Source organism: Myxococcales bacterium, assembly GCA_016703425.1.
In the GTDB taxonomy this organism is placed as follows: domain Bacteria; phylum Myxococcota_A; class Polyangia; order Polyangiales; family Polyangiaceae; genus JADJCA01.
Genome location: JADJCA010000030.1, coordinates 255,035 through 274,930 on the forward strand (window position 1 = coordinate 255,035; position 19,896 = coordinate 274,930).

Sequence of the window (19,896 nt, forward strand, 5' to 3'; positions counted from 1 at the left end):
GGGAGCTAGAGGGGAGGTTGCGGCACTCGCGGCCCGAAGCCGGGCAGGGGCACGGGCACGGGCACGTTCACGGGAGCTGACCTTCGTTGACTCAGCTCGCGATGCGCTCTTCCACTTCGCTCGTCCCCAGCCAGGCGCGGACCACGAGGGCCGCGGTGGCGGGGTCGCGAAGGGCGCGCTCCTGGGCGAGCACACGCGGGTCCACGTTTCCTTCAAGGAGCAACGCGCTCGCACCTGCGCGACCTTGGGTGCCACCGTCCGCACCGGCTCCCGCGTCGTCCGCGTCGCTCGAGGCGGCCGCGAGGGCTCGCGCCTTGGCGAGGTCCGCCGCCGCCAACTCAGCCCGTTCGGCGCGCTCCTTGGCCTTCCGCTTGGAGCGGCGACGCAGGGCCACGAGGAAGTACAGCAGCACGAGGCCCCCGAAGGCGCCGGCGCCGATCATCCCTGCCTTCGTCTTCAAGAACGCCGGCACCTTGGGCAGCGCGAGCTTTTCGGCCGTGGGCTCGGCGGGGGCGAGCGTGTCGCCCTTTGCGAAGGCCATCGACTCGACGGTGAGCGTGTCGCCGCGGCTCGCGCTGACGCCAACGGCGCCGCGTACGAGGCCCGCGATTTTCTCGAGCTCTTCCTTCGAGCGCGGCACGGAGACGCCGCCCTCGACTTTGTCTCCAATGGCGACGGCCACCGTCAGGCGCTTGATGGTGCCGCCGCCGAATACGCGCTTCTCGACGACCCGATCGACCTCGAAGTTTCGTGTGTGTGATTCGCGCACGGTGCCTGCGCCAGCGCCGCTTGTGGCAGCCGCCAAAGCGGCCGCACCGGGCGACGGCGCCGCTGAGCCGGAGGCGGCGGGCGCGCCGGCGGCGGGCGCAGCTGGCGCGGCGCCTGTCGGCAGGTTCGCCTCGGCGCCCGGTACGCCGGCGACGGAGTCGCTCGGGGTGGCTCGTTCTGTGGAGCGCTCCTCGCTGCGGAGGACCGAATGGGCCGGGTCGAACCGATCTTCTGTGCGCTCCACCCGGGGGAGATCGAGCTCGGCGCTCACGCGGACATCGACCTGCTCGGCGCCTACGATACGGGCAAGCATCGCGCGGGCGCGATCCTCCAGCGCCGCCTCGAGGGCGCGGCCTTGTCCTAGCGCTTCCGCGTCGAAGTCTTGGCCCACGCCGCCTTCGCGCCTCGGGCGATGAAGCACGGCTCCGTCGGTCGACAGGAGCGTCACGCGGTCCGGGCTAAGACCGGGCGTTGACGACGCGGTGAGGTGCACAATGCCCGCAATTTCCGAAGCGCCGAGCGTCCGCCCCGAGCGGAGCTTCACGACGATGGACGCCGAGGCTGGCTCCGTCTTGGTGACGAAGACCGACTTTTCCGGCATGACGAGGTGCACGCGCGCCGATTGCACGGCGCCGAGGTTTCCGATGGTACGCCCTAGCTCACCTTCCAGCGCTCGCCGGTACATGATGCGCTGCTCGAAGTCGGTGGCACCGAGCCGCATCTTGTCGAACGACTCGAAGCCGACGCCGCCGCCGCGTGGTAGGCCCGAGCCGGCGAGCTCCATGCGGACCTCGTGGACGCGCTTGTCGGGCACCTCGATGCTCCCGCCACCCTCCGAGATTCGGTAGGGGACCTTCATCTCCTTGAGCTTCAGCACAACGGCGCCGCTGTCAGAGGCGTCGAGCTGCGCGAAGAGTGGCGCGTAGGCCTCGGCGAAGAACCGCGGCGCGAGGACCACGGAGCCAACGATGAGCAGTCCGAGCCCCGAGAAGAGGAGCACGCGGGTGCCAAGGGAGAGCTTGCCGAGCGCCGCTCGGGCCTTGGAGAGGAGCGCGAGGGACCGCGCGCGGAGGGATTCTTTGGAGGGTTCAGACATTGGTTCGCCAGAGTTCGTGGAAGGCGTCGAGTAGCTTGGTGCGGACCGAGTTCACGAGGCGGAGCGAGATGTCCGCTTCCTTGGTCGAGATGAGCGTGCCGTGGAGGTCGTCGCCGGTGCCCGCCGCGAGCGCTTCGACCTTGGCCGTTGCGAGGCGATTGCGCGCCGACGCGTCTTCGAGGGCGTGGGTGAACGCCGCCTCGAACGCCGAGCCCGCTCCCGCCGCGCCGTCGGCGGGTGTGGCGCCAGACTCGGCAGCGCCGCCGATGCCGCCGTCGGCCGTGGGGCCACGAACGCCGGCGCCAGGCGCGCCCGTCAGGAGACTGCTGGGCTCGATCCGCAAAGTCAGTCTCCGATCTTGAGCGCCGAGCGCGCCATGGCCTTGATGGACTCGATGGAGGTGACGCCGGCCTCGTAGGCGCGCGACGCTGTCATGAGGTTGACCATCTCCGTCACGACGTTCACGTTCGGGTATTCGACGTAACCCTGCGGGTTGGCGTCGGGGTGGCCCGGGTCGTGGACGAGCTGGCCGGGGTTCGGGTCCACACGGGTCCCGGTCATGCGCACCTCGGTCAGCTTGCTGAGCACGGGGTCGAAGGCGCGGCCGGCGACGGGTTGCGCCTGAAAGACTGGATCTTGCCGGCGGAAGGGCTGGCCATCGGCGCCGCGCGTCGTTCTGGCGTTGGCCAGGTTCGACGCGATGACGTTCATGCGTCCGCGCTCGGCCGTCAGGCCTGACGCGGCGATCTCCATGGCGCTGAAGACGCCCGCGACCTTGAATGAACCGCTCATCCGTTCCTCCCGTCGTTGGCAGCCCACGCGAGACCCGAGAGGCTCTGCGCTACGAGGCGCGTGAGCACGTCGTAGCGGACCTGGTTGGCGGCGATCTTCGACGCCTCGCGGTCTACGTTGACGCCGTTGCCATCGGCGCCCGGTTGGGCCGTCGGATCTTTGACGATATGGCCCGCGTTGACGCTGCCGTCTTGACGGGGACCAATGTGGGCGGCGTCGGTGACCTTCAAGCCACCGGCCGCCGCCTGAACCTCTTGGGCGAGGGCTCCGTGAAACCCGTCGCGCGTCCGCTCGAGCTCGAGCGGCCGGTATCCCGGCGTATCGAGGTGCGAGAGGTTGGACACGAGGACGTTCTGCCTCGCCAAGTGGTAGTCGAGCCCTTGGCGAATTCCGCCGATGCCATCGAAGAGCGACATGGTGCCTCCGAAGGGGAGACATCCAAGCGGCGTGCCACAGGACGGGCCGTGCGACCGTGCCCATGGCGCGCCCGTTGCTTCGTTCCCCGCGAACGATGATCAAGCTCACGCGCCTCAACCACCACACCGTCGCCATCAACCCGGATCACATTCGCTGGGCCGAGGCATCGCCCGACACCACGCTCTTCCTCTTGGGCGGCGAGAAGATCCTCGTGCTCGAGACGCTTGACGAGCTCCTCGGCCGCGTCATCGAGTTCCGACGACGCATCCGCACGCCGGGTGCGCCAGGCGAGGAGATGGACACCATCACGGGAGATCCGCCCCGGATGCCGTCGAAGGCGCCGCCCCCGCTCGGGGCACGCTCTTCGCATTTCCCGAGACCCAGCGGTACGCCGCGCTTCGGAGGAGGGACCTGACATGGAGCCGCTCATCGGCATCTTCGTCGCGCTCGCGGCGATTCTTCTTGGGAACATGCTCGAAGGTGGGCACGCGTCGTCGATCGTCGGCGGGCCCGCCATGCTCATCGTGCTCGGCGGCACCATCGGGGCGACCATGGTGCAGTTCCCGCTCGCGACCATCTCCGAGTCCATCAAGATCGTCAGCGGCACCTTCAAGAAGTGCCACTACGATCTCCCGAAGATGATCGAAGAGATCGTCGACTACGCGAATCGCGCGAGGCGCGACGGCATCCTGGCGCTCGAGAAGGTCGCCTCCACGGTCTCCGATCCGTTCCTCGCCAAGGCGCTCACCATGGCCGTCGACGGCGTGGATTCGGCCACGTTGCGCGACACCATGGAGGTCACCATCAGTCAGCACGAGGAGCACGGAGAAGACGCGGCCAAGGTCTTCGAAGCGCTCGGCGGCTATTGCCCCACCATCGGCATCATCGGCGCCGTCTTGGGCCTCATCCACGTCATGAGCAACCTGAGCGACATCGCCGCCGTCGGCGCCGGTATCGCGGCGGCCTTCGTCGCCACCATCTACGGCGTCGCCTTCGCCAACGTGGTCTTTCTGCCGATGGCCGGTCGCATCAAGCTTCGGGTGCGCGAGGAAGCCACGGCCCGCGTGCTGATGCTCACCGGCGTGCTCGCGATTCAAGAGGGAATGAACCCGAAGCTCGTCCGCGATCGCTTGGCTGAGTTCGTGCACGACCACGGTCACGGCAAGGCAGGCGCTGCGGCGCCGGCGACGGCCTGAGGGCCCAGACGTGACGAGGAGGAGCGTCGATGCGTAAGAAAAAGCATCCCGAGCACGTGAACCACGAAAGGTGGCTGATCAGCTACGCCGACTTCATCACGCTCCTGTTCGCCTTCTTCGTCGTTATGTTCGCTGCGTCGCAGGTTGACTCGAAGAAGGTCGGTCGCTTCAGCGAGTCGTTCTCGAAGGCCGTCGGCATCGAGGTGTTCCCCTTCTCCGGCACGAGCGTGATGCCCGGCGCCCCGAACTTCGTGTCGTCGGAGATCGTAGGACCCAACGCCACGACGCTGCCGACCGAGCTCGAGAGCCTAAAGTCGGAGCTGCAGAAGCGGCAGAAGAACAAAGACGCGGAGCTCGGGACCCTTCGCTTGGTCGCCCGCCGCAACGAGCTCGTGTTGCGCCTCAGCGACGCGATGTTGTTCGACAGCGGCGACGATCGCGTGAAGCCCAAGGCTCGCGAGGTGTTGGTGGCGCTGGCTTCCGAGTTCAAGCGCCGCAAGCTCTCCGTTCGCGTCGAGGGCCACACCGACGACAAGCCGATTCGAACGGCGCGATTTCGCTCCAATTGGGAGCTGTCGACGGCGCGCGCGACGGCCGTCGTGGCGGAGCTGGCGGCGCAGGACATCGGACCGGATCGGCTCTCGGCCGCCGGCTACGCTGAGTTTCACCCCATTGCGCCCAACGCGACGCCCGAGTCGCGCGCCACGAACCGGCGCGTCGACCTCGTAGTGACGGTGAACACCGGCGTGGACACGGCCGACGGCACCGCCGTTGACGCGCGTCCCGATGAGAAAGGCAAAGCACCGTGAAAAAGGTCTCCCTGTTGGTGACGCTCTTGAGCTCGCTCGCGGCGATGGTCGCCGCGCCGGAGTCGGCGCATGCGCAGGAGTGGCTCGTGGCCGCCCGCGCGAGCGTCGCGGGAGGTATCGACGTCGGCGGCGCCGAGGTGGCGATGCGCCGCGCCCGCAGCGTGGTGTCGTTGGGCGCGGACCTCGCCGTCGACGAGCGACCCAAGGACATCTTCGGCGCCGCGGTCATCGTCGAGGTAGAGCCGAAGGCGAGCTTCGGCGGCGCGGCGCGCTACGGGCGCCTGTTAGGCCCCAGCAGCCTCATTTTTCTCTCGGGCGAAGGGCTCGTGGCGCCCCATACGCTCTTTGGGGCCGGCGGGGGCTTCGAGCAGCGCTTCGCCTTCTCCAAGACGACGCAGTTGACCCTCGGCCCGTCGTTCAACGTCTTCTTCATCGGTCAAGACATCCCCGACGACTCGGTTTTCTGGCGCGCCCTTCTGGCCGTGGGGTTCCGTGCAGACCTCTGAGCTTCGTTGGCTGGGTAGGTCGGTCGGCGCCCGCGCCCGCACGACCGTGGTCGCGCTCGTCATCGCGCTCGCGGCGTGCGCCGTCGCGTGTCAGCCCGAGGGCTCGTGCATCCGCTACAGCGACTGCGCGAACGGCGAGACCTGCGCGAGCGGCTCTTGCGTTCGCCTCGCCGAGGCGCCGGCCGCCGTGGAAGGGCCTGGCGACGCGGCGGGCCCGTCTTCGTCGACGGCGAAGAGCCCCAGCGAGGCCGGTGCGTCGAGCTCGCCCGTTAGCGACGCGGGCGCCAAGTCCGACGCGAGCGTCGAGGTCGACGCCGCCACCTCTGTCGACGCGGCCAGCGACGCGTAGCGCCGGTGCGCCGACACCTCCCGCCGGTTCGGTGACGGAGAGGCCAGGCAACGTGACGGTCCGCTGACGGAAGCGGGCTTCGGGGCGCAGCCATCGCCGATTGTGGCGCCCCTCTCCGGGCTGAGTCTTGGCACTGCGCTCGCATCTCGACGAGACATGTTCCGCTCACTCCAAGTAGCTGCGACCGGCATGGTGGCGCAGGAAACCAAGCTCGACACCATCGCCAACAACCTCGCCAACGCCAACACGGCGGGCTACAAGCGCCAGGACGCGGAGTTCGAGGATCTCCTCTACCAGAACCTCCGCGGTGCAGCGCCCACGGCCAGCGGCGGCGTCGCTCCCACGGGAACGCAGGTCGGCTCCGGTGCGCGCATCGCCGCGACGTCGCGGTCGTTTGCGCAGGGTTCGCTGCAGCAGACCGGCAACCCCTTCGACTTGGCCATCGAAGGTCCGGGCTTCATCCCCGTCATGCGCGCCAGCGGGCAGGTGGCCTACACGCGCGCGGGACAGATGAAGCTCGATGCCGGCGGCAAGCTCGTCACGAGCGAAGGTATCCCCGTCGAGCCGCCCATCACCATCCCCACCGACTCGACGAAGGTGACGATTGGGTCCGATGGCACGGTGAGCGCCACGCAGCCGGGCCAGGCGACGCCGACGAACCTCGGGCAAATCCAGATCGCGACGTTCCCCAACCCCGGCGGCCTGACGGCCGTGGGGCACAACCTCTTCGAGGCCTCCGCGTCGAGCGGCGACGCGCAAACGGGCGCCGCCGGCGGCGACGGCCGAGGCACCGTGATGCAAGGCGCCGTTGAAGGTTCGAACGTCGAGGTCGTGAGCGAGATGATCGGCCTCATCCGCGCCCAGCGCGCCTACGAGATCAACTCGAAGGTCATCGCCGCCGCCGACGAGATGCTCCGCAACGCCACGCAAATGAGGTGATCATGACGCCGTCGCGATGGATGCTCCGGAGTGTGTTGCCCGCGTCGATCTTGCTCGCCGCGCCCCTGTCGTCGGCCATTGTCTACGCATCGCCCGCGAAGCTCGCGGCCAAGGTCGTGACCAAGAGCCCCGCGGCGCCCGGCGTACGCACCGTGTTCGTGGCCACGCCGCGACTCAGGCTCGGCGAACTGGTGTCCTTCGCCGAGGGGGCCGTCGCGGATTTCGACGTCGGTCCTTCCCCGGTCCCGTCGGGGTCGCGGGTCTTTGGCAAGGCCGAGCTCGCGTCGCTGCTTCGCGATGCCGGCTTCGAAGGGAAGGCGGAGAGCCTCGCCGCCGTTCGCGTCGTCCGCAAGACGCGCGCGGTGGACGCGGCGCTCATCGAGGGCGAGATCCAAAAGGCGTCGCTCCCGCGGGGCGTCACGCTCGCGGCCGTGCGCGCGCCCGCCACAGCGACGGTGCCTGACGGCTTCGATCGCTCCACGGTCGAATTCGGTAAGGTGCCCCGTCGCGCCGGCGCCCACCGGCTGACGGCCATCGTCACCTTCGCGCGAGGCACGGAGCGGCTCGCCTCGCTGCTCGTTCCCGTCGAGCTCAACGTCTCCGACGAGGGCGCGAAGCCCGACGCTGGTCGCGGTCAGCCGGTGCAAATCGTCCTGCGCCGCGGCCTCATCGAGGTCGCGGCCGCCGCCGTCTTGGGCGCCGACGCGAACGTCGGCGAGACGGTGCCCGTCACGATTCGCAACACGGGCCGCGTGGTGCGCGCCAAGCTCACCGAGCCGGGCAAGGCCCTCTTCGTGGAGGGGCCGTGAAGCTCGCGCGGCTCGCCCTCGCCGTTTGCCTCGCGCTACCCATGGTCGCGTGTGGCCCCGCCCACGTCGCACCCTTTACGCCACGCGAGCGCGTGTACAAGGCCGGCGGCTACGCGCAGAAGGCGCCGAGCGCGCGCCCGTCCAACGGCTCGCTCTTCAGCGATGCCGTCGGCGGGTACCTCGAGGACACGCGCGCCGTTCGCGTCGGCGACTTCGTCGTCGTCCGCATTGACGAAAACGCCGACGCGCAGGGCAACGCGACGACGAAGCTCTCCAAGGAGGGCAGCGGCTCAGGTGGTGTGGGCTCGCTCCTCGGGATCATGCCGGCGCTGAAGAAGGCCTACCCGACGATGGACCCGGAGAAGCTCTTCGAATACGCCACCAAGAGCGGCTTTTCCGGCGAGGGAAACACGAGCCGCAAGGGCCAGCTCACGGGCAGCATCGCGGTCCGCGTCGTGCGCGAAATGCCGAACGGCGACCTCTACCTCGAGGGCACCAAGGTCGTGATGATCAACCACGAGGAGTACCACATGTACCTCTCGGGCTTGGTTCGCCCCGCTGACATCGGCCAAGACAACACCATCGGCTCGTCGCGCATCGCCGACGCGCAGATCGAGTTCACCGGTCGCGGCGACGTTGACGATCAAACCCGCAAGGGCTTCTTCGGACGACTCGTCGACACCCTCAACCCATTCTGAGACTCGTTCGAGCGACCTTCTGAGCGCATCGGAGCCCACCTTGAAACGACGCAATCACCTCTTGTTCGTCCTCGCGCTCGCGGTCGTGCTCTTTTGGCCCGGCTCGGCCCGCGCCGACAAGATTCGCGATCTCTGCGAGGTCAACGGCGCGCGCGACAACCAGCTCGTGGGCTTCGGCATCGTGACGGGTCTCGCCGGGACCGGCGACGATCTCTCCGTACCCTTCGCGGCGCAGTCCGTCCTCTCGATGTTGCGGCGCTTGGGCATCCAAGTCGATCCGAAGCAACTCCGCCTCCGCAACGTGGCTGCCGTCATGGTCACCGCGACGTTGCCGCCCTTCGCGAAGGCCGGGACACACCTCGACGTGGCCGTGAGCTCCGTCGGCAACGCACGCTCGCTCTCGTCCGGTGTGCTCGTGCAAGCCGTGCTCAAAGGGCCCGATCAAAAGACCTACGCGGTGGCCCAAGGCCCGGTCCTTCTGGGCGGCTTTGACGCCAAGGGTGCCAGCGGGTCCTCGATCAAGTCCGGCAGCACGACCTCCGGTCGCGTCCCCGAGGGCGCCATCATTGAGCGCGAGGTGGTGGGGCAGATCGTCGACAAGGGGCAGCTCCGCTTCGACCTTCGCACGCCGGGTTTTGCCGTGGCGGCGCGCATCGCGGAGGCCATCGACAAGAAGCTCGGGAAGGGGACAGCCCAGGCGTCTGATGGCGGCGCTGTCGTCGTGCGCGTGCCCGACACCAAGAAGACCCGCATCGTGGAGCTCATCGCCGAGATCGAGGAGCTTGAGGTGGTGCCGGTTCGCAAAGCGCGCGTCGTCATCAACGAACGCACCGGGACCATCGTTGCTGGTGGTGACGTGCGGCTCGCGCCGGCAGCCGTGGTGCATGGGTCCTTGACGGTGATCGTTCGAGAGACACCCGAGGTCTCGCAGCCGACGGCGCCGTTCGGGAAGGGCAGCACCGCCGTCGTGCCGCGCACGGAGATCGAAACCAAGGAAGGCGGACCGTCGGGGCCGTCGGTCACGTACATGGGCGGCTCGCCGACGCTCGCCGAGGTTGCGTCGGCGTTGGGGCTCCTAGGCCTCTCTCCGCGGGAGCTGGCCGGTGTGCTCCAGGCCTTGCGAGGCGCCGGTGCCCTCGAGGCGGAGGTGGTGGTCCAATGAGCGTCAAACTGGGTGTCGGATCGGTGACGGGCCCCGTCGAAGTTACGACGGACCGTCGCGTTAGCGCCGGGCCTACCGACGCCGACCGTGTGCGGCAAGCGGCGACCCAGTTCGAGGGCATCTTCGTGCGCCAGCTCCTCGACGCCGCAAATCTCATGGGCAAGCGCGGCCAGGACAAGGGGGCGGGTCAATACGGCTCCTTCGCCGTCGAGGCCCTCGCCGATGGTGTGGTTCGTGCAGGTGGTCTTGGACTGGTGAAGCAGATCGAAGGCTCGATTTCGCAAACGCTCGCAAGAGCGCAGGAAAGCGCCCCGGCGCAAGAAATCGAACCAAAAACCTCAAGGACCGGCGAGAGCCGCCGTTCCGAGAAGCAGGAAGGCTGAAGATGCGAATCAACGACACCCGAGGGCCGCAAGGCGACGCAAGTGTGGGCGGAGCAAGTCAGCCGAAGAAGGCTGGCCACGCCCACGGCGCATCGGAAGGTGCCACGGAGGTTGGCGCGCGAGACAGCGTCAAGGTGAAGCTCTCGGCTCGCGCCCGAGAGCTCTCGGACCAATCGAGCGTCGACACCGCGAAGGTCGACCGGTTGAAGGCGCAGATCGCGAGCGGCGACTTCAAGGTCAACGCTCGCGCCATCGCGCAGAAGCTCGTCGGAGAAGACGAGTGACCGCGAGCGCGCCAAACGCGCCGTCCGATGCCACGAACGCGGCGCTCGACGGCCTCGCGGCGCTCCTCGCGGACGAGCGGTTGGCGCTCCGCCGGAGAGACGTGGCGGCGATCGCGCGCCTCGCCGCAGAGAAGGAAGCGCTCTTCCAGTCACTGACGGAACTCCTCGCCGAGGATCGCTCGGAGCGATGGCCCAACGCCGACACCGGCGAGCCCCGCTTCGCGCCGATTGCGGAGCGCCTGCGTTGGCTTTCCGGCGAGCTCCGGCGAAATGGCATTTTGCTCTCTTACGCGCGCGACTCCGTGCAGGGGGCGCTCGACATCATGGACAAGGCTGGCCTCCGCAAAGGCCGGTTGCGCATCGTCGGGTAGCGCAGCGCTTCAGTGGAACCGACGCACAGGGAGGTCATCGTGTCGCTCTTCGGCGTATTGAACATCGCGCGTGACGCGCTCTTGGCGCAGCAAGCCGCCATCGACACGACGGGGCAGAACGTGGCCAACGCGACGACGCCCGGCTACGTGCGGCGCGACGCGCAGCTCTCGACGCGTCCCGTCGTAGGCGCTGGCGAAGGCGGCGTCGAAATGACCGGCTACGCGCGCAGCGCCGACGGGTTCGCGTATTCGCGCTTGGTGGAAGAAGAGGGGCGTCAAGGTGAAGCCAGCGTCCGCGCCGATGCGCTCGCCACGATCGAGGGCCTCCTCGGCCCTGCCGAGCGCGGGATCTCCAGCGCCGTGACCGACCTCTTCAGTTCCTTCACGCGCCTCTCGGCGTCGCCCGCGGACCCCAACCTTCGAGGCGAGGTGCTCACCAAGAGCGAGGCGCTCGTTCGAGCCTTTGGCAATCTCGCCGGCGGGTTGGTCGCCTCGCGCGGCGAGCTCGCGGCGAAGGCTGAAGCGGAGGCCAAGGAGGCCAACCTCAAGCTCGCCGAGGTGGCGACGCTCAACGGCCGCATCGCGGAGGCCACGGCGACGGGCAACGAAGCAGGCGATCTGCGCGATCGGCGCGACGTCCTCATCCGCGACCTCGCCGCGAGCCTGGGCGCTCGCTCCATTGAGGCGGCAAGCGGAGAGGTCACCTTGTTCGCGGCGGGCACTGCCTTGGTGATCGGCTCGTCGGCGTCGACCTTAAGCGTGAACGTCCAATCGAACGGTGACCTCTCCGTCCGCGCGGTACGGCCTGGCGGCAGCGCCCTCGACGTCACGAGCAAGGTCGACGGTGGCCGTCTCGGCGGATACCTCCGCGTACGCGACACTGACGTGCCCCAGCTCATGAGCTCGCTCGACAGCTTCGCCTTCGACCTCGCGACGGCCGTCAACGCGGTCCACCAGACGGGCGTCGGCCTCGACGGCGTGAGCGGCCGAAACCTCTTCAGCGTTGGCGGACCCGCCGGCGCTGCCGCGAGCCTTGCGGTGGATGCTGCGCTCGCCTCGAGTCCCGGTGCCTTGGCCGCCGCGGCGACGGCCGGGAGTCTCCCCGGCGGGAGTGACATTGCCGTGGCCATCGCGCAACTGCTCGACAAGCCACTCGCCGGCGGTGCCACGCCCGGCATGACCTTGGCGCGGCTCGTCTCGGATCTCGGCGCGCGTCGCATGGCCGCCGAGGGCGACGTCGCCTTGCGCGCCGACACCGTCGCGCAGGCGGAGGCGACGTATTCGTCGTCGAGCGGCGTGTCCATCGATGAAGAGATGGTGAAGCTCACGCAGCTTCAGCGAGCCTTCGAGGCGTCCACGCGGGTTCTTCGAGCGGCAGACCAATTGCTTGAGGGGCTGTTGAGGGACTTGTGATGCGCATCACCGACGGGATCCGATACCTCCGATCGATCAAGACTGTTGCGGAGGCGGCCCTTCGGTTCGATCGCGCCGCCCGCGTCGCAGCCACGGGCAAGCGTGTGGAGCTCCCCTCGGACGGGCCGGCGGCGTACGCGTCCATGCTCGCGCACAGCGAGCGCCTGAAGCGACTCGACGTCCGCGCCGAGGTTCTGGGGCGCACCACGTCGGACTTGGAAATCGCCGAGGGCTCACTGGCGAGCGCCACCGACGTCGTCGCCCACGTTCGCGAGATCGCGGTGCAGATGGCCAACGGCACGCTGAACGCTGCTGACCGCACGGGCGCCGCCGCCGAGGTGCGTTCGCTCCGCGCGACGCTCTCGGGCCTCGCCAATTCCAAGGGACAAAATGGCTACCTCTTCGGGGGCACCCGCGTCGATACGGCACCCTTCGACACGAACGCGGCGTACCAAGGCAACCTCGATGCGCTTCGCGTTGAAGTCGCCGACGGCGTGACGGAGAGCGTCAGCCTGAGTGGAGCCGACGCGTTCACCGCCTCGGGCGTCAACGGGCGTGACGCTTTTGTTGTCCTCGACGCGCTAACTTTGGCGCTCGGCGCCAACGACTTGACGGGCATTCGCGATTCACTCGACGCCATCGACGGCGTCTTGGGGCAACTGTCGAACGTGCGCGCCGACGCGGGCGCGAAGATCGATCGCCTTCGAGCGGCGCAAGCCTTCGCCACCGACACGACGGTCCTCGTGGCCAAGGGCCGGGCCGCGGCGGTCGAAGCCGATCCGATCCAGGCTTTCTCTGAGCTTACGCGGGCCAAGACGGCCTACGAGCAGAGCCTTGAGGTCACCAAGAAGCTCCTCGCGCTCTCCAGCCTCGGCCAATAGCGCCAGCCTGACGAGGCGACGCGACGCCGCGAGCACGCGACCGAGTCCTGGCAAGCGCTTTGCACTTCAAGTCAACGACATGACGATGCACGACGAAGCCTGGCGGAGCGCGGTCGATGGTGGAGGCCCGCGGGCCGAGTTAAGCGCCGACGAAGAGGCGTGGCTCGGCTTCGGTTCAGACTACGAGGCCGAGCAACTTGCTGCGCGGAGCGCGGCGGCGCTCGTCGCCAAGACGTGCGCCGTGAAGCCCTTCCCGCGGACCGCTCAGCGGGTCATCGAGCTGACGAGCGGCACCGAGAAGCACGTTCGCGAGGTCGTGCGCGTCATCGAGACGGACCCGACGCTCGCGACGCGTCTCTTGCGCTACGTCAACTCGGCGGCTTGTGGCCTCAAGGCGCGGTGCAAGTCGCTCCACCACGCCGTGACGTTGCTCGGGCCGCGACGCATCCGCGAGCTGGTGACGAGCACGGCGGTGCTGTCGATGTTCGAGCGTGGTGACGCCCTCTCGACGGAGGTCCTCGAACACGCAGCGGTGACGGGCGCCATCGCCCGAATCGTTGGCGAGCGCTTTGGCGTGCCGTCGGAGGAGATGCTCGCTTGCGGCCTCTTGCACGATCTCGGCAAGCTGATGATGCTCGACTCCGGTGACGAGACCTACGCCGGGCTCTTGGGCGTGGCCGGCGACGACGAGACGCTGTGCCGCCTCGAGCGGGAGCAATACGGCTTCGACCACGCTGTGCTCGCGGCGCAGATGCTCATCAAGTGGCGGATCCCCGCGCCCATTCCGCGCGTCGTCGGATGGCATCACCAGCCGGGGCGCGCCCACCACGCCGGCGGCCGCGTGGCGCTCATGGTGGAGGCGTTGCGCCTCGCGGATCAGGTCGCCGAGACCCTGAGCGCTGGCGCCGACAGCAAGGAAGAGATGATCGAGAAGGCCGCAAGCGGGACAGCGGCCAGCTACCTGGGGCTCTCGGAGGAGGACCTCGCGCGACTCTGGCCGCAGCTCGCGCGAGCGCATCGCGAGAGTCGAGCGCTCTTCCACGGCGACGACATCGCCCTCTCCGAGGGCCTGTCCGAGAGCACGCAGCACGAGACGCTGGGGCGTCGCCGCGATGTGGCGGCGGGCGCGCCCGTGGCGGATCTCGCGTGCGGCATCTGCAACGAGCCGTCGTACGGGCGCGGCTGCGGCGCCTGCGGTCGCCCGATGTGCGAGGGGCACGACCCAGGCCTCGGCTATTGCGTCGAGTGCGAGGCCGAGTTCTCCGACACCGCCGACGCGCCGACGGCAGCCCTCGTGGGGACGATGCTCATCGGGGCCGCGTCCGCGGGCATGATGATCGTGTTCAGCGGATTCTTCGAAGTGGACTTGTCGCTCGGCGTTGGCGGTGCGTTTGCGTTGGCGCTCGGCGCCGGCGCCGGCGCCGCCGCCCGTCGCTGGTCTAGGCGCCGGTCGTTCCGCTCCGCGAATCGCGAAGCGCCGGTACCGACGCAGGGCGCGCTTGTCGGATCGGCGCTTGCGGCGGTCTTCGGGGAAGGGGAGCCGGCTTCGGTGCCCGAGCCCGTCGAGGTGGACGACACGCGCATCTTCGCGCCGGCCGATCTGTCGACGCTCATCCGGTTGCGCCCCGCGGCCGAGGTAGCGGAGGACGTCCCTCCGACGGATCGCTCACCAACGACCACGCTGACGGGGGACGAGCTCGAAGCCGTCGACGTTGACGCGCTGGAGCTCGCCGCCGAGGCGCCGTCGCTGGAGGTCGCGCTCGACCTTCCAAACTTAGCCGGCTTCGTCGAGGGGATCGGTCGCCCATCGGGGTCGGTACCCTACGGTGAGTCGACGCGCGAAGGGCTCCCGGCCTTGCCAGTCCTCCGCCAACCGCGCGCGTCGCCGGGGGCGTCGGTGGCCAGGGTCGCCACGCTCGCGCCGCCCAACGAAGAGCAGGACCCACAGTCGTTGCCGGTGGACCGGCCGCGAGCCCAGCCGCTGGCCCGGGTCGGATGACTGGGTCGGAGCCTTGCCAGGGGTCTTCGAAACCCCGCCCCGGGTCGGGGGTGACCCCCGGCCAAGAGACGGGAAAACCAGCAGGAACTCACGAATCGAGCGACGCGCCGCTCGAAGGGCGCCAGCGCGCCGCGGGCGCGGGGTCAGTCGTGACCCGGACGGCGGCCTCTGATCCATGAAGATTCGCGCGCTTCCGAGGATGGCACGCGCGCTGCATTGACTCCAACCGTGGTCACAACGACCGCGCCGACACTGACCACCCCGACGCTGCACCCACCCGACGCTGCACCCAGAGGACAGGCGAACCATGAGCATCACCGCACATCAGCTTGACCAGTTCTCCGTACAAGACCCCGGCTCGACCGCCTCGGCGCCGGTCGAGAGCATGACCGTGAAGGCCGCCCCACGCTTTACGCTTCGGCCCACGAGCATCGGGAAGATCGTGGGGCACGCGCAGACGCTCCGCGACGTCCTGTCGACCATCGACCGCGTGGCGAACTCCACGTGCACAGTCCTCGTCACGGGCGAGAGCGGTACGGGCAAGGAGCTCATCGTCGCGGCGCTTCACGACGCGAGTCCGCGCAAGGACGGACCGCTCGTCACGGTCAACTGCGGCGCGATTCCGGAGAACCTCCTTGAGAGCGAGCTCTTCGGTCACGCGCGCGGTGCCTTCACGGGGGCCGACCGCGCCCGCGCCGGACGCTTCGCCGTCGCGGAAGGCGGCACGCTCTTCCTAGACGAGGTCGGCGAGCTTCCCTTGTCGCTTCAGGTGAAGCTCCTTCGCGTCCTCCAACAGCGCGAGTACACGCCCCTCGGCGAAGAACGTCCGAAGAAGTGCGACGTCCGCATCGTCGCTGCGACCAACCGCAACCTCGAGGCCGAGGTTCTCGCCGGCCGCTTCCGCGAGGACCTCTACTATCGCCTCAACGTGATCCACATCGAGTTGCCCCCGCTCCGCGAACGCCGCGACGACATCCCCGTGCTCGCGCAGCACTTCCTCCGTCAGAGCGCGCTCCGCTCGGGTCGCGTCGTCGAGGGCTTCACGGAAGAGGCAACCGAGTACCTCCAGAGCCACGAATGGAAGGGCAACATCCGCGCCCTCGAGAACGCCGTCGAGCGCGGCGTCCTCCTCGCAAAGGGACCGCTCGTGCAACTGGAAGACGTGGCCCCCTCGCGCGACTCGTCCTCGCAGATGCGCGCCTTCGCGATCCCGCCGCCGCCGCCGCCGAGCACCTCGTCGATGGCGCCGGCGCCCGAATCGGAGCGCCCGGCCGCGCTCCCCGACGGGGGCATTGACCTTCGCGCCGCCGTCGCGACCTACGAGAACGAGCTCATTCGGCGCGCCCTCGAGCGCACCGGGGGCAACCGCAACCAGGCGGCGCGGCTCTTGGGTCTCAAACGCACGACGCTCGTGGAGATTCTTCGCCGCCGCGCCATCTGAGTCACCGACCAAGGCGCCTAGGTTCGTAGAGCAGCCTTCGTCAGCTCGATGAGCCGCGTGCGCGCCGCGGGCATGACCTCGAGCTCGGCCCACGCGTCATCCCGATCGTGCCCGGTCCGGATCGCGTCGCAGACGGCGTCAGAGATGCGTGCGAGGCGGATGGCCTCGGTCTTGGGCGGGCCAGGCTCGTGGTGCCCAAGGGCGACGGCGACGACCTCGTCCGGCACGCGCCACAGACGGAGCACCTGGGCGCCGGCGCGAGCGTGATGGCGCTCGACCAGCAGCGTGAGCGCGTCCTCGGGGAGCGGTTCGCCAGCTTGTTCGCCCAAGAGGCGAACGACGAGCGCCTCACCGATGTCGTGCAGGAGCCCAATGAGGTAGTCGTAGGGCGAGCTGATCGATAGCTCCCGGCCCGCGATGCGCGCCGCGAGCGCGGCGACGACGCTGCGCTGAAACGCCCGCTCGATGATGGCCGTGAAGCGCTTCGTGCTCGACAGTGAGCTCTCGTAGGCGATCTGCAAGAGGAGATCGCGCGTCGCTGACAAGCCGAGCCGCGTCACCGCGTGGCGAGGGGAGCCGATGCGACTCGTGCCGGCGTAGAGCGCCGAGTTGGCGATGGCCAAGAGCCTCGCGGCGATGGGCGGCGCCCGCTCGACGACGCGGGCCACGCGATCGAGGCCTGCGTTGGGATCCTCCGCGAGCCGCAAGACCTCGGCGGCGACGTCCGGCAGGACGGGCAACTGAGCGCGGCCACCGTCGAGGTCTCTCAAGAGCTGGGCCTCGGCGCGCTCCAACACCGTCACTGGCGAGCGCGGCGGCAGCGCGACGGCGACCCGGTTGCGCCCCTGAGACTTCGCCTCGTAGAGCGCTCCGTCGGCGCGCGCAAGAAAGACGTGCGCGGTCTCCGGCGACGCCGGCTCGAAGGTCGCGGCGCCGATGCTCACGGTCACGCTCGGCGGCAGCGTCTTGTCGGTAAACCGAAGCGCCTCGATGGCCCGGCGGTGACGCTCCGCGACGGCACGGGCCACATCGCTGTCGGCGCCGTCCAAGAGCATCACGAACTCTTCCCCGCCGTAGCGAGCGCAGACGTCGTTCTGTCGGGCCTTGGCCCGCATGCACGCCGCCACCTGGCGCAAGATCTCGTCGCCGGCGGCGTGCCCAAAGGAGTCGTTGACCTTCTTGAAGTGGTCGATGTCGAGGAAGAGCGCCGAGAATCGCGCCGCCTTGTGGAGCTGCTTGGTGACCGCCGACTCGAGGCCCCGGCGATTGAGGAGGTTCGTCAACGGGTCGAAGAGCGCCTCGCGCCGCAGGTGATCCCGCTGCTCGCGTAGCGAGCCGAGCCGGTTCAGGAGCGACTTGTAGCGAAGGTGCACGCGCACGCGGGCCCGCAGCTCCAGCGAACGCTCCGGCGACGGCACGAAGTCGTCGGCGCCCGCCAAGAGCGCGCTGCCCACCGTCGCGTCGTCTTGCTCGCCGGCGCCCACGAGCAAGACCGGCGTGTGGTGGTCCGTCTCCCGAGCGCGGAGCTCGCCACAAACCTGCATGCCGGTGAACCGTCCGAGGTCCGTCGAGAGCACCACGACGTCGGGCCGGAGCGCGTCCACGTTCGCCAGCACGTCCTCGGGCGCCTCGAGCACCACCAGCTCGTAGCCATCGCGCTCAATGGCCGCCACGATACGTTGCCGGCGAAGCTCGTCGGGCTCCACCACGAGGAGGCGCGGCTCCGAGGCCTGCGGCAGCGTGCTGAGCGCTTGCATAGCTAGGAGACCTTGCGGGTTCCGTCGTTGGCCGGTGCGAGCGCGACGTCGGGGGCGAGGTACGTGCCCGAGGTGCCTCGGTTGGCTCGCGTACGCGCCAGTATCCACTCGAGGCACTTGTCAGCGGGAAGCGGCTTGGAGAAGTAGAAGCCCTGCACCGCGTCGCAATCGTGCTTCTCCAAGAAGTCGAGTTGCTCCGCCGTCTCGACGCCTTCTGCGACCACCCGGTGGCCCAGTTCGTGCGCGAGCGTGATGATGGCCGACGTGATCGCTGCGTCGGTCGCGACCTGCGGAATCTCGCGCAAGAACGAGCGGTCGATCTTGACGACGTCAATGGGGAGACGTTTGAGGTAGCTCAGCGAGGAGTACCCGGTGCCGAAGTCGTCGAGGGAGATGCTGGCGCCGAGCTCGCGCACCGCGTCGAGCGTCGAGCCGCTCGCCGCCGTGTTCTCGATGAGGAGGCCCTCGGTGAGCTCGAGCTCGAGGAGATTCGGTGCGAGCCCCGAGCTGTGCAGCGCTTGCTCGACGCCGGAGAGGAGCCTTCGCTGCCGGATTTGCGTCGCCGAAACGTTGACGGCGACGCGGAGCGGCGGCAGGCCGTCGCCCATCCAGTCGGCGATTTGCTGGCAGGCGGTCTGGAGGATCCAGTCGCTCGCGGGGACAATGAGGCCCGTCTCCTCGAGCAGCGGAACAAAGTCCGCCGGTGAGATCATGCCGACGCCGGGACGCATCCAGCGCACCAGCGCCTCGACGCCGAGCACAGCTCCCGTGCGAACGTCGAGCTGAGGTTGGTAGTGCAGCAAGAGCTCGCCGCGGTCGACGGCCAAGCGGAGATCGCGCTCCAGCGCGAAGCGCTCTCTCGGCTTCGCCGCGTGCGTCGATGCGCCGAGCGTCGCGGAGGCGAGCTGAACGTTGTTGCGGCCCACATGTTTCGCTCGCCGCATCGCCTTCGACGTCGCACGAATCAGGTTGTCGGCGTCGCCGGCGTCGCTCGGGTATTCGGCGATCCCCATGCTCGCGGTGAGGTGCACCTCTTGCCGCTCGAGCACGTAGGGCTTCTCGAGCACGGTGCGCACGCTCTGCACGAGCTCGCCTTGGTTTGCCGTCTCGTCAAACATGATCGCGAGCTTGTCGGCGTGAAAGCGCGCGAGGTGGCTTGAGCCCACGAGGCGCTGCAAGCGATGCACGGCCTCCCGCAAGACCGTGTCGCCGGCCTCGAAGCCAAAGGTTTCGTTGACGACGTCGAAGCGATCGAGGTCCACGAGCATGAGGCCTGCTCGGCCACCGGCGCGGAGGCTGGCCCGGTCGATGACGTCCATGAGTCGCGATCGGAACGCCGCCGCGTGGGGTGCGCCGGTGACCGGGTCGTGCGTCATGAGGTGCTGCACCGTCGCCTGCGCGCGTCGTCGCTCGATGGCGTGTCCGACGGCGCGCTCGAGCGACGTGACGGTGAGCTCCCTTGCGAAGAGGTAGTCGTCGGCGCCGGTCCATCGGGCCACGCGCGGCATGGAGGCGCCGTCGCCAATGAGGATGAGCGGGGCGCGCTTGCCGAGCGCGACGAGCTCGTCGCTCAGGCGCTCGCCGCGGCCGAGGTCGACCAGGACCAGGGGGCGCTTCGTCTCACCGAGACGGGCGACGGCGGTGGCCGCGTCAGCCACCACAAGCACGGTCGTGCCGTGCTCCTGCGCCAGCTCTTGGGCCGCCGCCAAGAGCGGTGTGCGCGGGGCTACTAGGAGGATGCAAGTCGTTCGAACGGTCATCGCGTCGCAGGTGGAGAACGGCGCGTCGCGCGGGAACTTGAGTGCGGGGCGGTGAGTCTTGCGTGA

22 protein-coding genes are annotated in these 19,896 nt (G+C 69.0%); 16 read left to right on the forward strand and 6 right to left on the reverse strand.

Going from position 1 to position 19,896, the window contains the following annotated elements; genetic code table 11:
• Nucleotides 1-91 precede the first annotated feature (91 nt).
• From fliF to flgB, 4 genes are read right to left on the reverse strand one after another with little or no spacing between them, the layout of a single operon-like run.
• Nucleotides 92-1,864 (reverse strand): flagellar M-ring protein FliF, encoded by a 1,773-nt coding sequence (gene fliF, locus IPG50_37730; GenBank protein ID MBK6697889.1) that lies wholly within the window; start codon nucleotides 1,862-1,864, stop codon nucleotides 92-94.
• The gene (locus IPG50_37735) at nucleotides 1,857-2,207 is read right to left on the reverse strand and encodes a flagellar hook-basal body complex protein FliE (GenBank protein ID MBK6697890.1); all 351 of its coding nucleotides are present in this window, start codon (nucleotides 2,205-2,207) and stop codon (nucleotides 1,857-1,859) included. Before IPG50_37735 ends, fliF begins: the two co-directional genes overlap by 8 nt.
• 2 nt (nucleotides 2,208-2,209) lie before the next feature.
• A complete protein-coding gene (gene flgC, locus IPG50_37740; GenBank protein MBK6697891.1) occupies nucleotides 2,210-2,656 on the reverse strand; it encodes a flagellar basal body rod protein FlgC in 447 nt (148 codons plus the stop codon).
• The gene (gene flgB, locus IPG50_37745) at nucleotides 2,653-3,072 is read right to left on the reverse strand and encodes a flagellar basal body rod protein FlgB (GenBank protein MBK6697892.1); all 420 of its coding nucleotides are present in this window, start codon (nucleotides 3,070-3,072) and stop codon (nucleotides 2,653-2,655) included. The genes flgC and flgB overlap by 4 nt, the downstream gene beginning before the upstream one ends.
• 95 nt (nucleotides 3,073-3,167) lie before the next feature.
• On the opposite strand from flgB, the gene IPG50_37750 reads away from it, so the two are divergent.
• From IPG50_37750 to IPG50_37825, 16 genes are all read left to right on the forward strand, one after another.
• Complete coding sequence (locus IPG50_37750; GenBank protein MBK6697893.1) at nucleotides 3,168-3,488, forward strand: flagellar FlbD family protein; 321 nt, start codon at nucleotides 3,168-3,170, stop codon at nucleotides 3,486-3,488.
• 1 nt (nucleotide 3,489) lies between these two features.
• Nucleotides 3,490-4,269 carry a flagellar motor protein gene (locus tag IPG50_37755; GenBank protein ID MBK6697894.1) on the forward strand — a complete coding sequence of 260 codons (780 nt, stop codon included), beginning with the start codon at nucleotides 3,490-3,492 and terminating at the stop codon, nucleotides 4,267-4,269.
• A 29-nt stretch (nucleotides 4,270-4,298) separates the two neighbouring features.
• The gene (locus IPG50_37760) at nucleotides 4,299-5,078 is read left to right on the forward strand and encodes an OmpA family protein (protein MBK6697895.1); all 780 of its coding nucleotides are present in this window, start codon (nucleotides 4,299-4,301) and stop codon (nucleotides 5,076-5,078) included.
• Complete coding sequence (locus IPG50_37765; GenBank protein ID MBK6697896.1) at nucleotides 5,075-5,584, forward strand: hypothetical protein; 510 nt, start codon at nucleotides 5,075-5,077, stop codon at nucleotides 5,582-5,584. Before IPG50_37760 ends, IPG50_37765 begins: the two co-directional genes overlap by 4 nt.
• Before the next feature lie 46 nt (nucleotides 5,585-5,630).
• Nucleotides 5,631-5,933, forward strand: a complete 303-nt coding sequence (locus tag IPG50_37770) for a hypothetical protein (GenBank protein ID MBK6697897.1) — start codon at nucleotides 5,631-5,633, stop codon at nucleotides 5,931-5,933.
• A 156-nt stretch (nucleotides 5,934-6,089) separates the two neighbouring features.
• On the forward strand, nucleotides 6,090-6,872 hold the full coding sequence (gene flgG / locus IPG50_37775; GenBank protein ID MBK6697898.1) for a flagellar basal-body rod protein FlgG: 783 nt from the start codon (nucleotides 6,090-6,092) through the stop codon (nucleotides 6,870-6,872).
• Between the two features lie 2 nt (nucleotides 6,873-6,874).
• Nucleotides 6,875-7,681, forward strand: coding sequence for a flagella basal body P-ring formation protein FlgA (locus tag IPG50_37780; protein ID MBK6697899.1), 807 nt, complete (start codon nucleotides 6,875-6,877; stop codon nucleotides 7,679-7,681).
• Complete coding sequence (locus tag IPG50_37785; GenBank protein ID MBK6697900.1) at nucleotides 7,678-8,379, forward strand: flagellar basal body L-ring protein FlgH; 702 nt, start codon at nucleotides 7,678-7,680, stop codon at nucleotides 8,377-8,379. Before IPG50_37780 ends, IPG50_37785 begins: the two co-directional genes overlap by 4 nt.
• Nucleotides 8,380-8,419: 40 nt before the next feature.
• Nucleotides 8,420-9,541 (forward strand): flagellar basal body P-ring protein FlgI, encoded by a 1,122-nt coding sequence (locus IPG50_37790; protein MBK6697901.1) that lies wholly within the window; start codon nucleotides 8,420-8,422, stop codon nucleotides 9,539-9,541.
• Between the two features lie 89 nt (nucleotides 9,542-9,630).
• Nucleotides 9,631-9,924, forward strand: a complete 294-nt coding sequence (locus IPG50_37795) for a hypothetical protein (protein MBK6697902.1) — start codon at nucleotides 9,631-9,633, stop codon at nucleotides 9,922-9,924.
• Nucleotides 9,925-9,926: 2 nt separating this feature from the next.
• The gene (gene flgM, locus IPG50_37800; GenBank protein ID MBK6697903.1) at nucleotides 9,927-10,208 is read left to right on the forward strand and encodes a flagellar biosynthesis anti-sigma factor FlgM; all 282 of its coding nucleotides are present in this window, start codon (nucleotides 9,927-9,929) and stop codon (nucleotides 10,206-10,208) included.
• Nucleotides 10,205-10,579, forward strand: coding sequence for a hypothetical protein (locus tag IPG50_37805; GenBank protein MBK6697904.1), 375 nt, complete (start codon nucleotides 10,205-10,207; stop codon nucleotides 10,577-10,579). Before flgM ends, IPG50_37805 begins: the two co-directional genes overlap by 4 nt.
• Nucleotides 10,580-10,618: 39 nt before the next feature.
• Entirely contained in the window at nucleotides 10,619-11,992 is a 1,374-nt protein-coding gene (gene flgK, locus IPG50_37810; protein MBK6697905.1) for a flagellar hook-associated protein FlgK, read from the forward strand.
• A complete protein-coding gene (locus IPG50_37815; GenBank protein MBK6697906.1) occupies nucleotides 11,992-12,873 on the forward strand; it encodes a hypothetical protein in 882 nt (293 codons plus the stop codon). The genes flgK and IPG50_37815 overlap by 1 nt, the downstream gene beginning before the upstream one ends.
• 85 nt (nucleotides 12,874-12,958) lie before the next feature.
• Nucleotides 12,959-14,872, forward strand: coding sequence for an HDOD domain-containing protein (locus IPG50_37820; GenBank protein ID MBK6697907.1), 1,914 nt, complete (start codon nucleotides 12,959-12,961; stop codon nucleotides 14,870-14,872).
• Nucleotides 14,873-15,257: 385 nt separating this feature from the next.
• Nucleotides 15,258-16,313 carry a sigma-54-dependent Fis family transcriptional regulator gene (locus IPG50_37825; GenBank protein MBK6697908.1) on the forward strand — a complete coding sequence of 352 codons (1,056 nt, stop codon included), beginning with the start codon at nucleotides 15,258-15,260 and terminating at the stop codon, nucleotides 16,311-16,313.
• Nucleotides 16,314-16,330: 17 nt separating this feature from the next.
• On the opposite strand, the gene IPG50_37830 is transcribed toward IPG50_37825, so the two are convergent.
• Both IPG50_37830 and IPG50_37835 read right to left on the reverse strand, forming a co-directional pair.
• Entirely contained in the window at nucleotides 16,331-18,070 is a 1,740-nt protein-coding gene (locus IPG50_37830) for a diguanylate cyclase (protein ID MBK6697909.1), read from the reverse strand.
• A 2-nt stretch (nucleotides 18,071-18,072) separates the two neighbouring features.
• The gene (locus tag IPG50_37835) at nucleotides 18,073-19,830 is read right to left on the reverse strand and encodes a bifunctional diguanylate cyclase/phosphodiesterase (protein MBK6697910.1); all 1,758 of its coding nucleotides are present in this window, start codon (nucleotides 19,828-19,830) and stop codon (nucleotides 18,073-18,075) included.
• Between the last annotated feature and the right edge of the window lie 66 nt (nucleotides 19,831-19,896).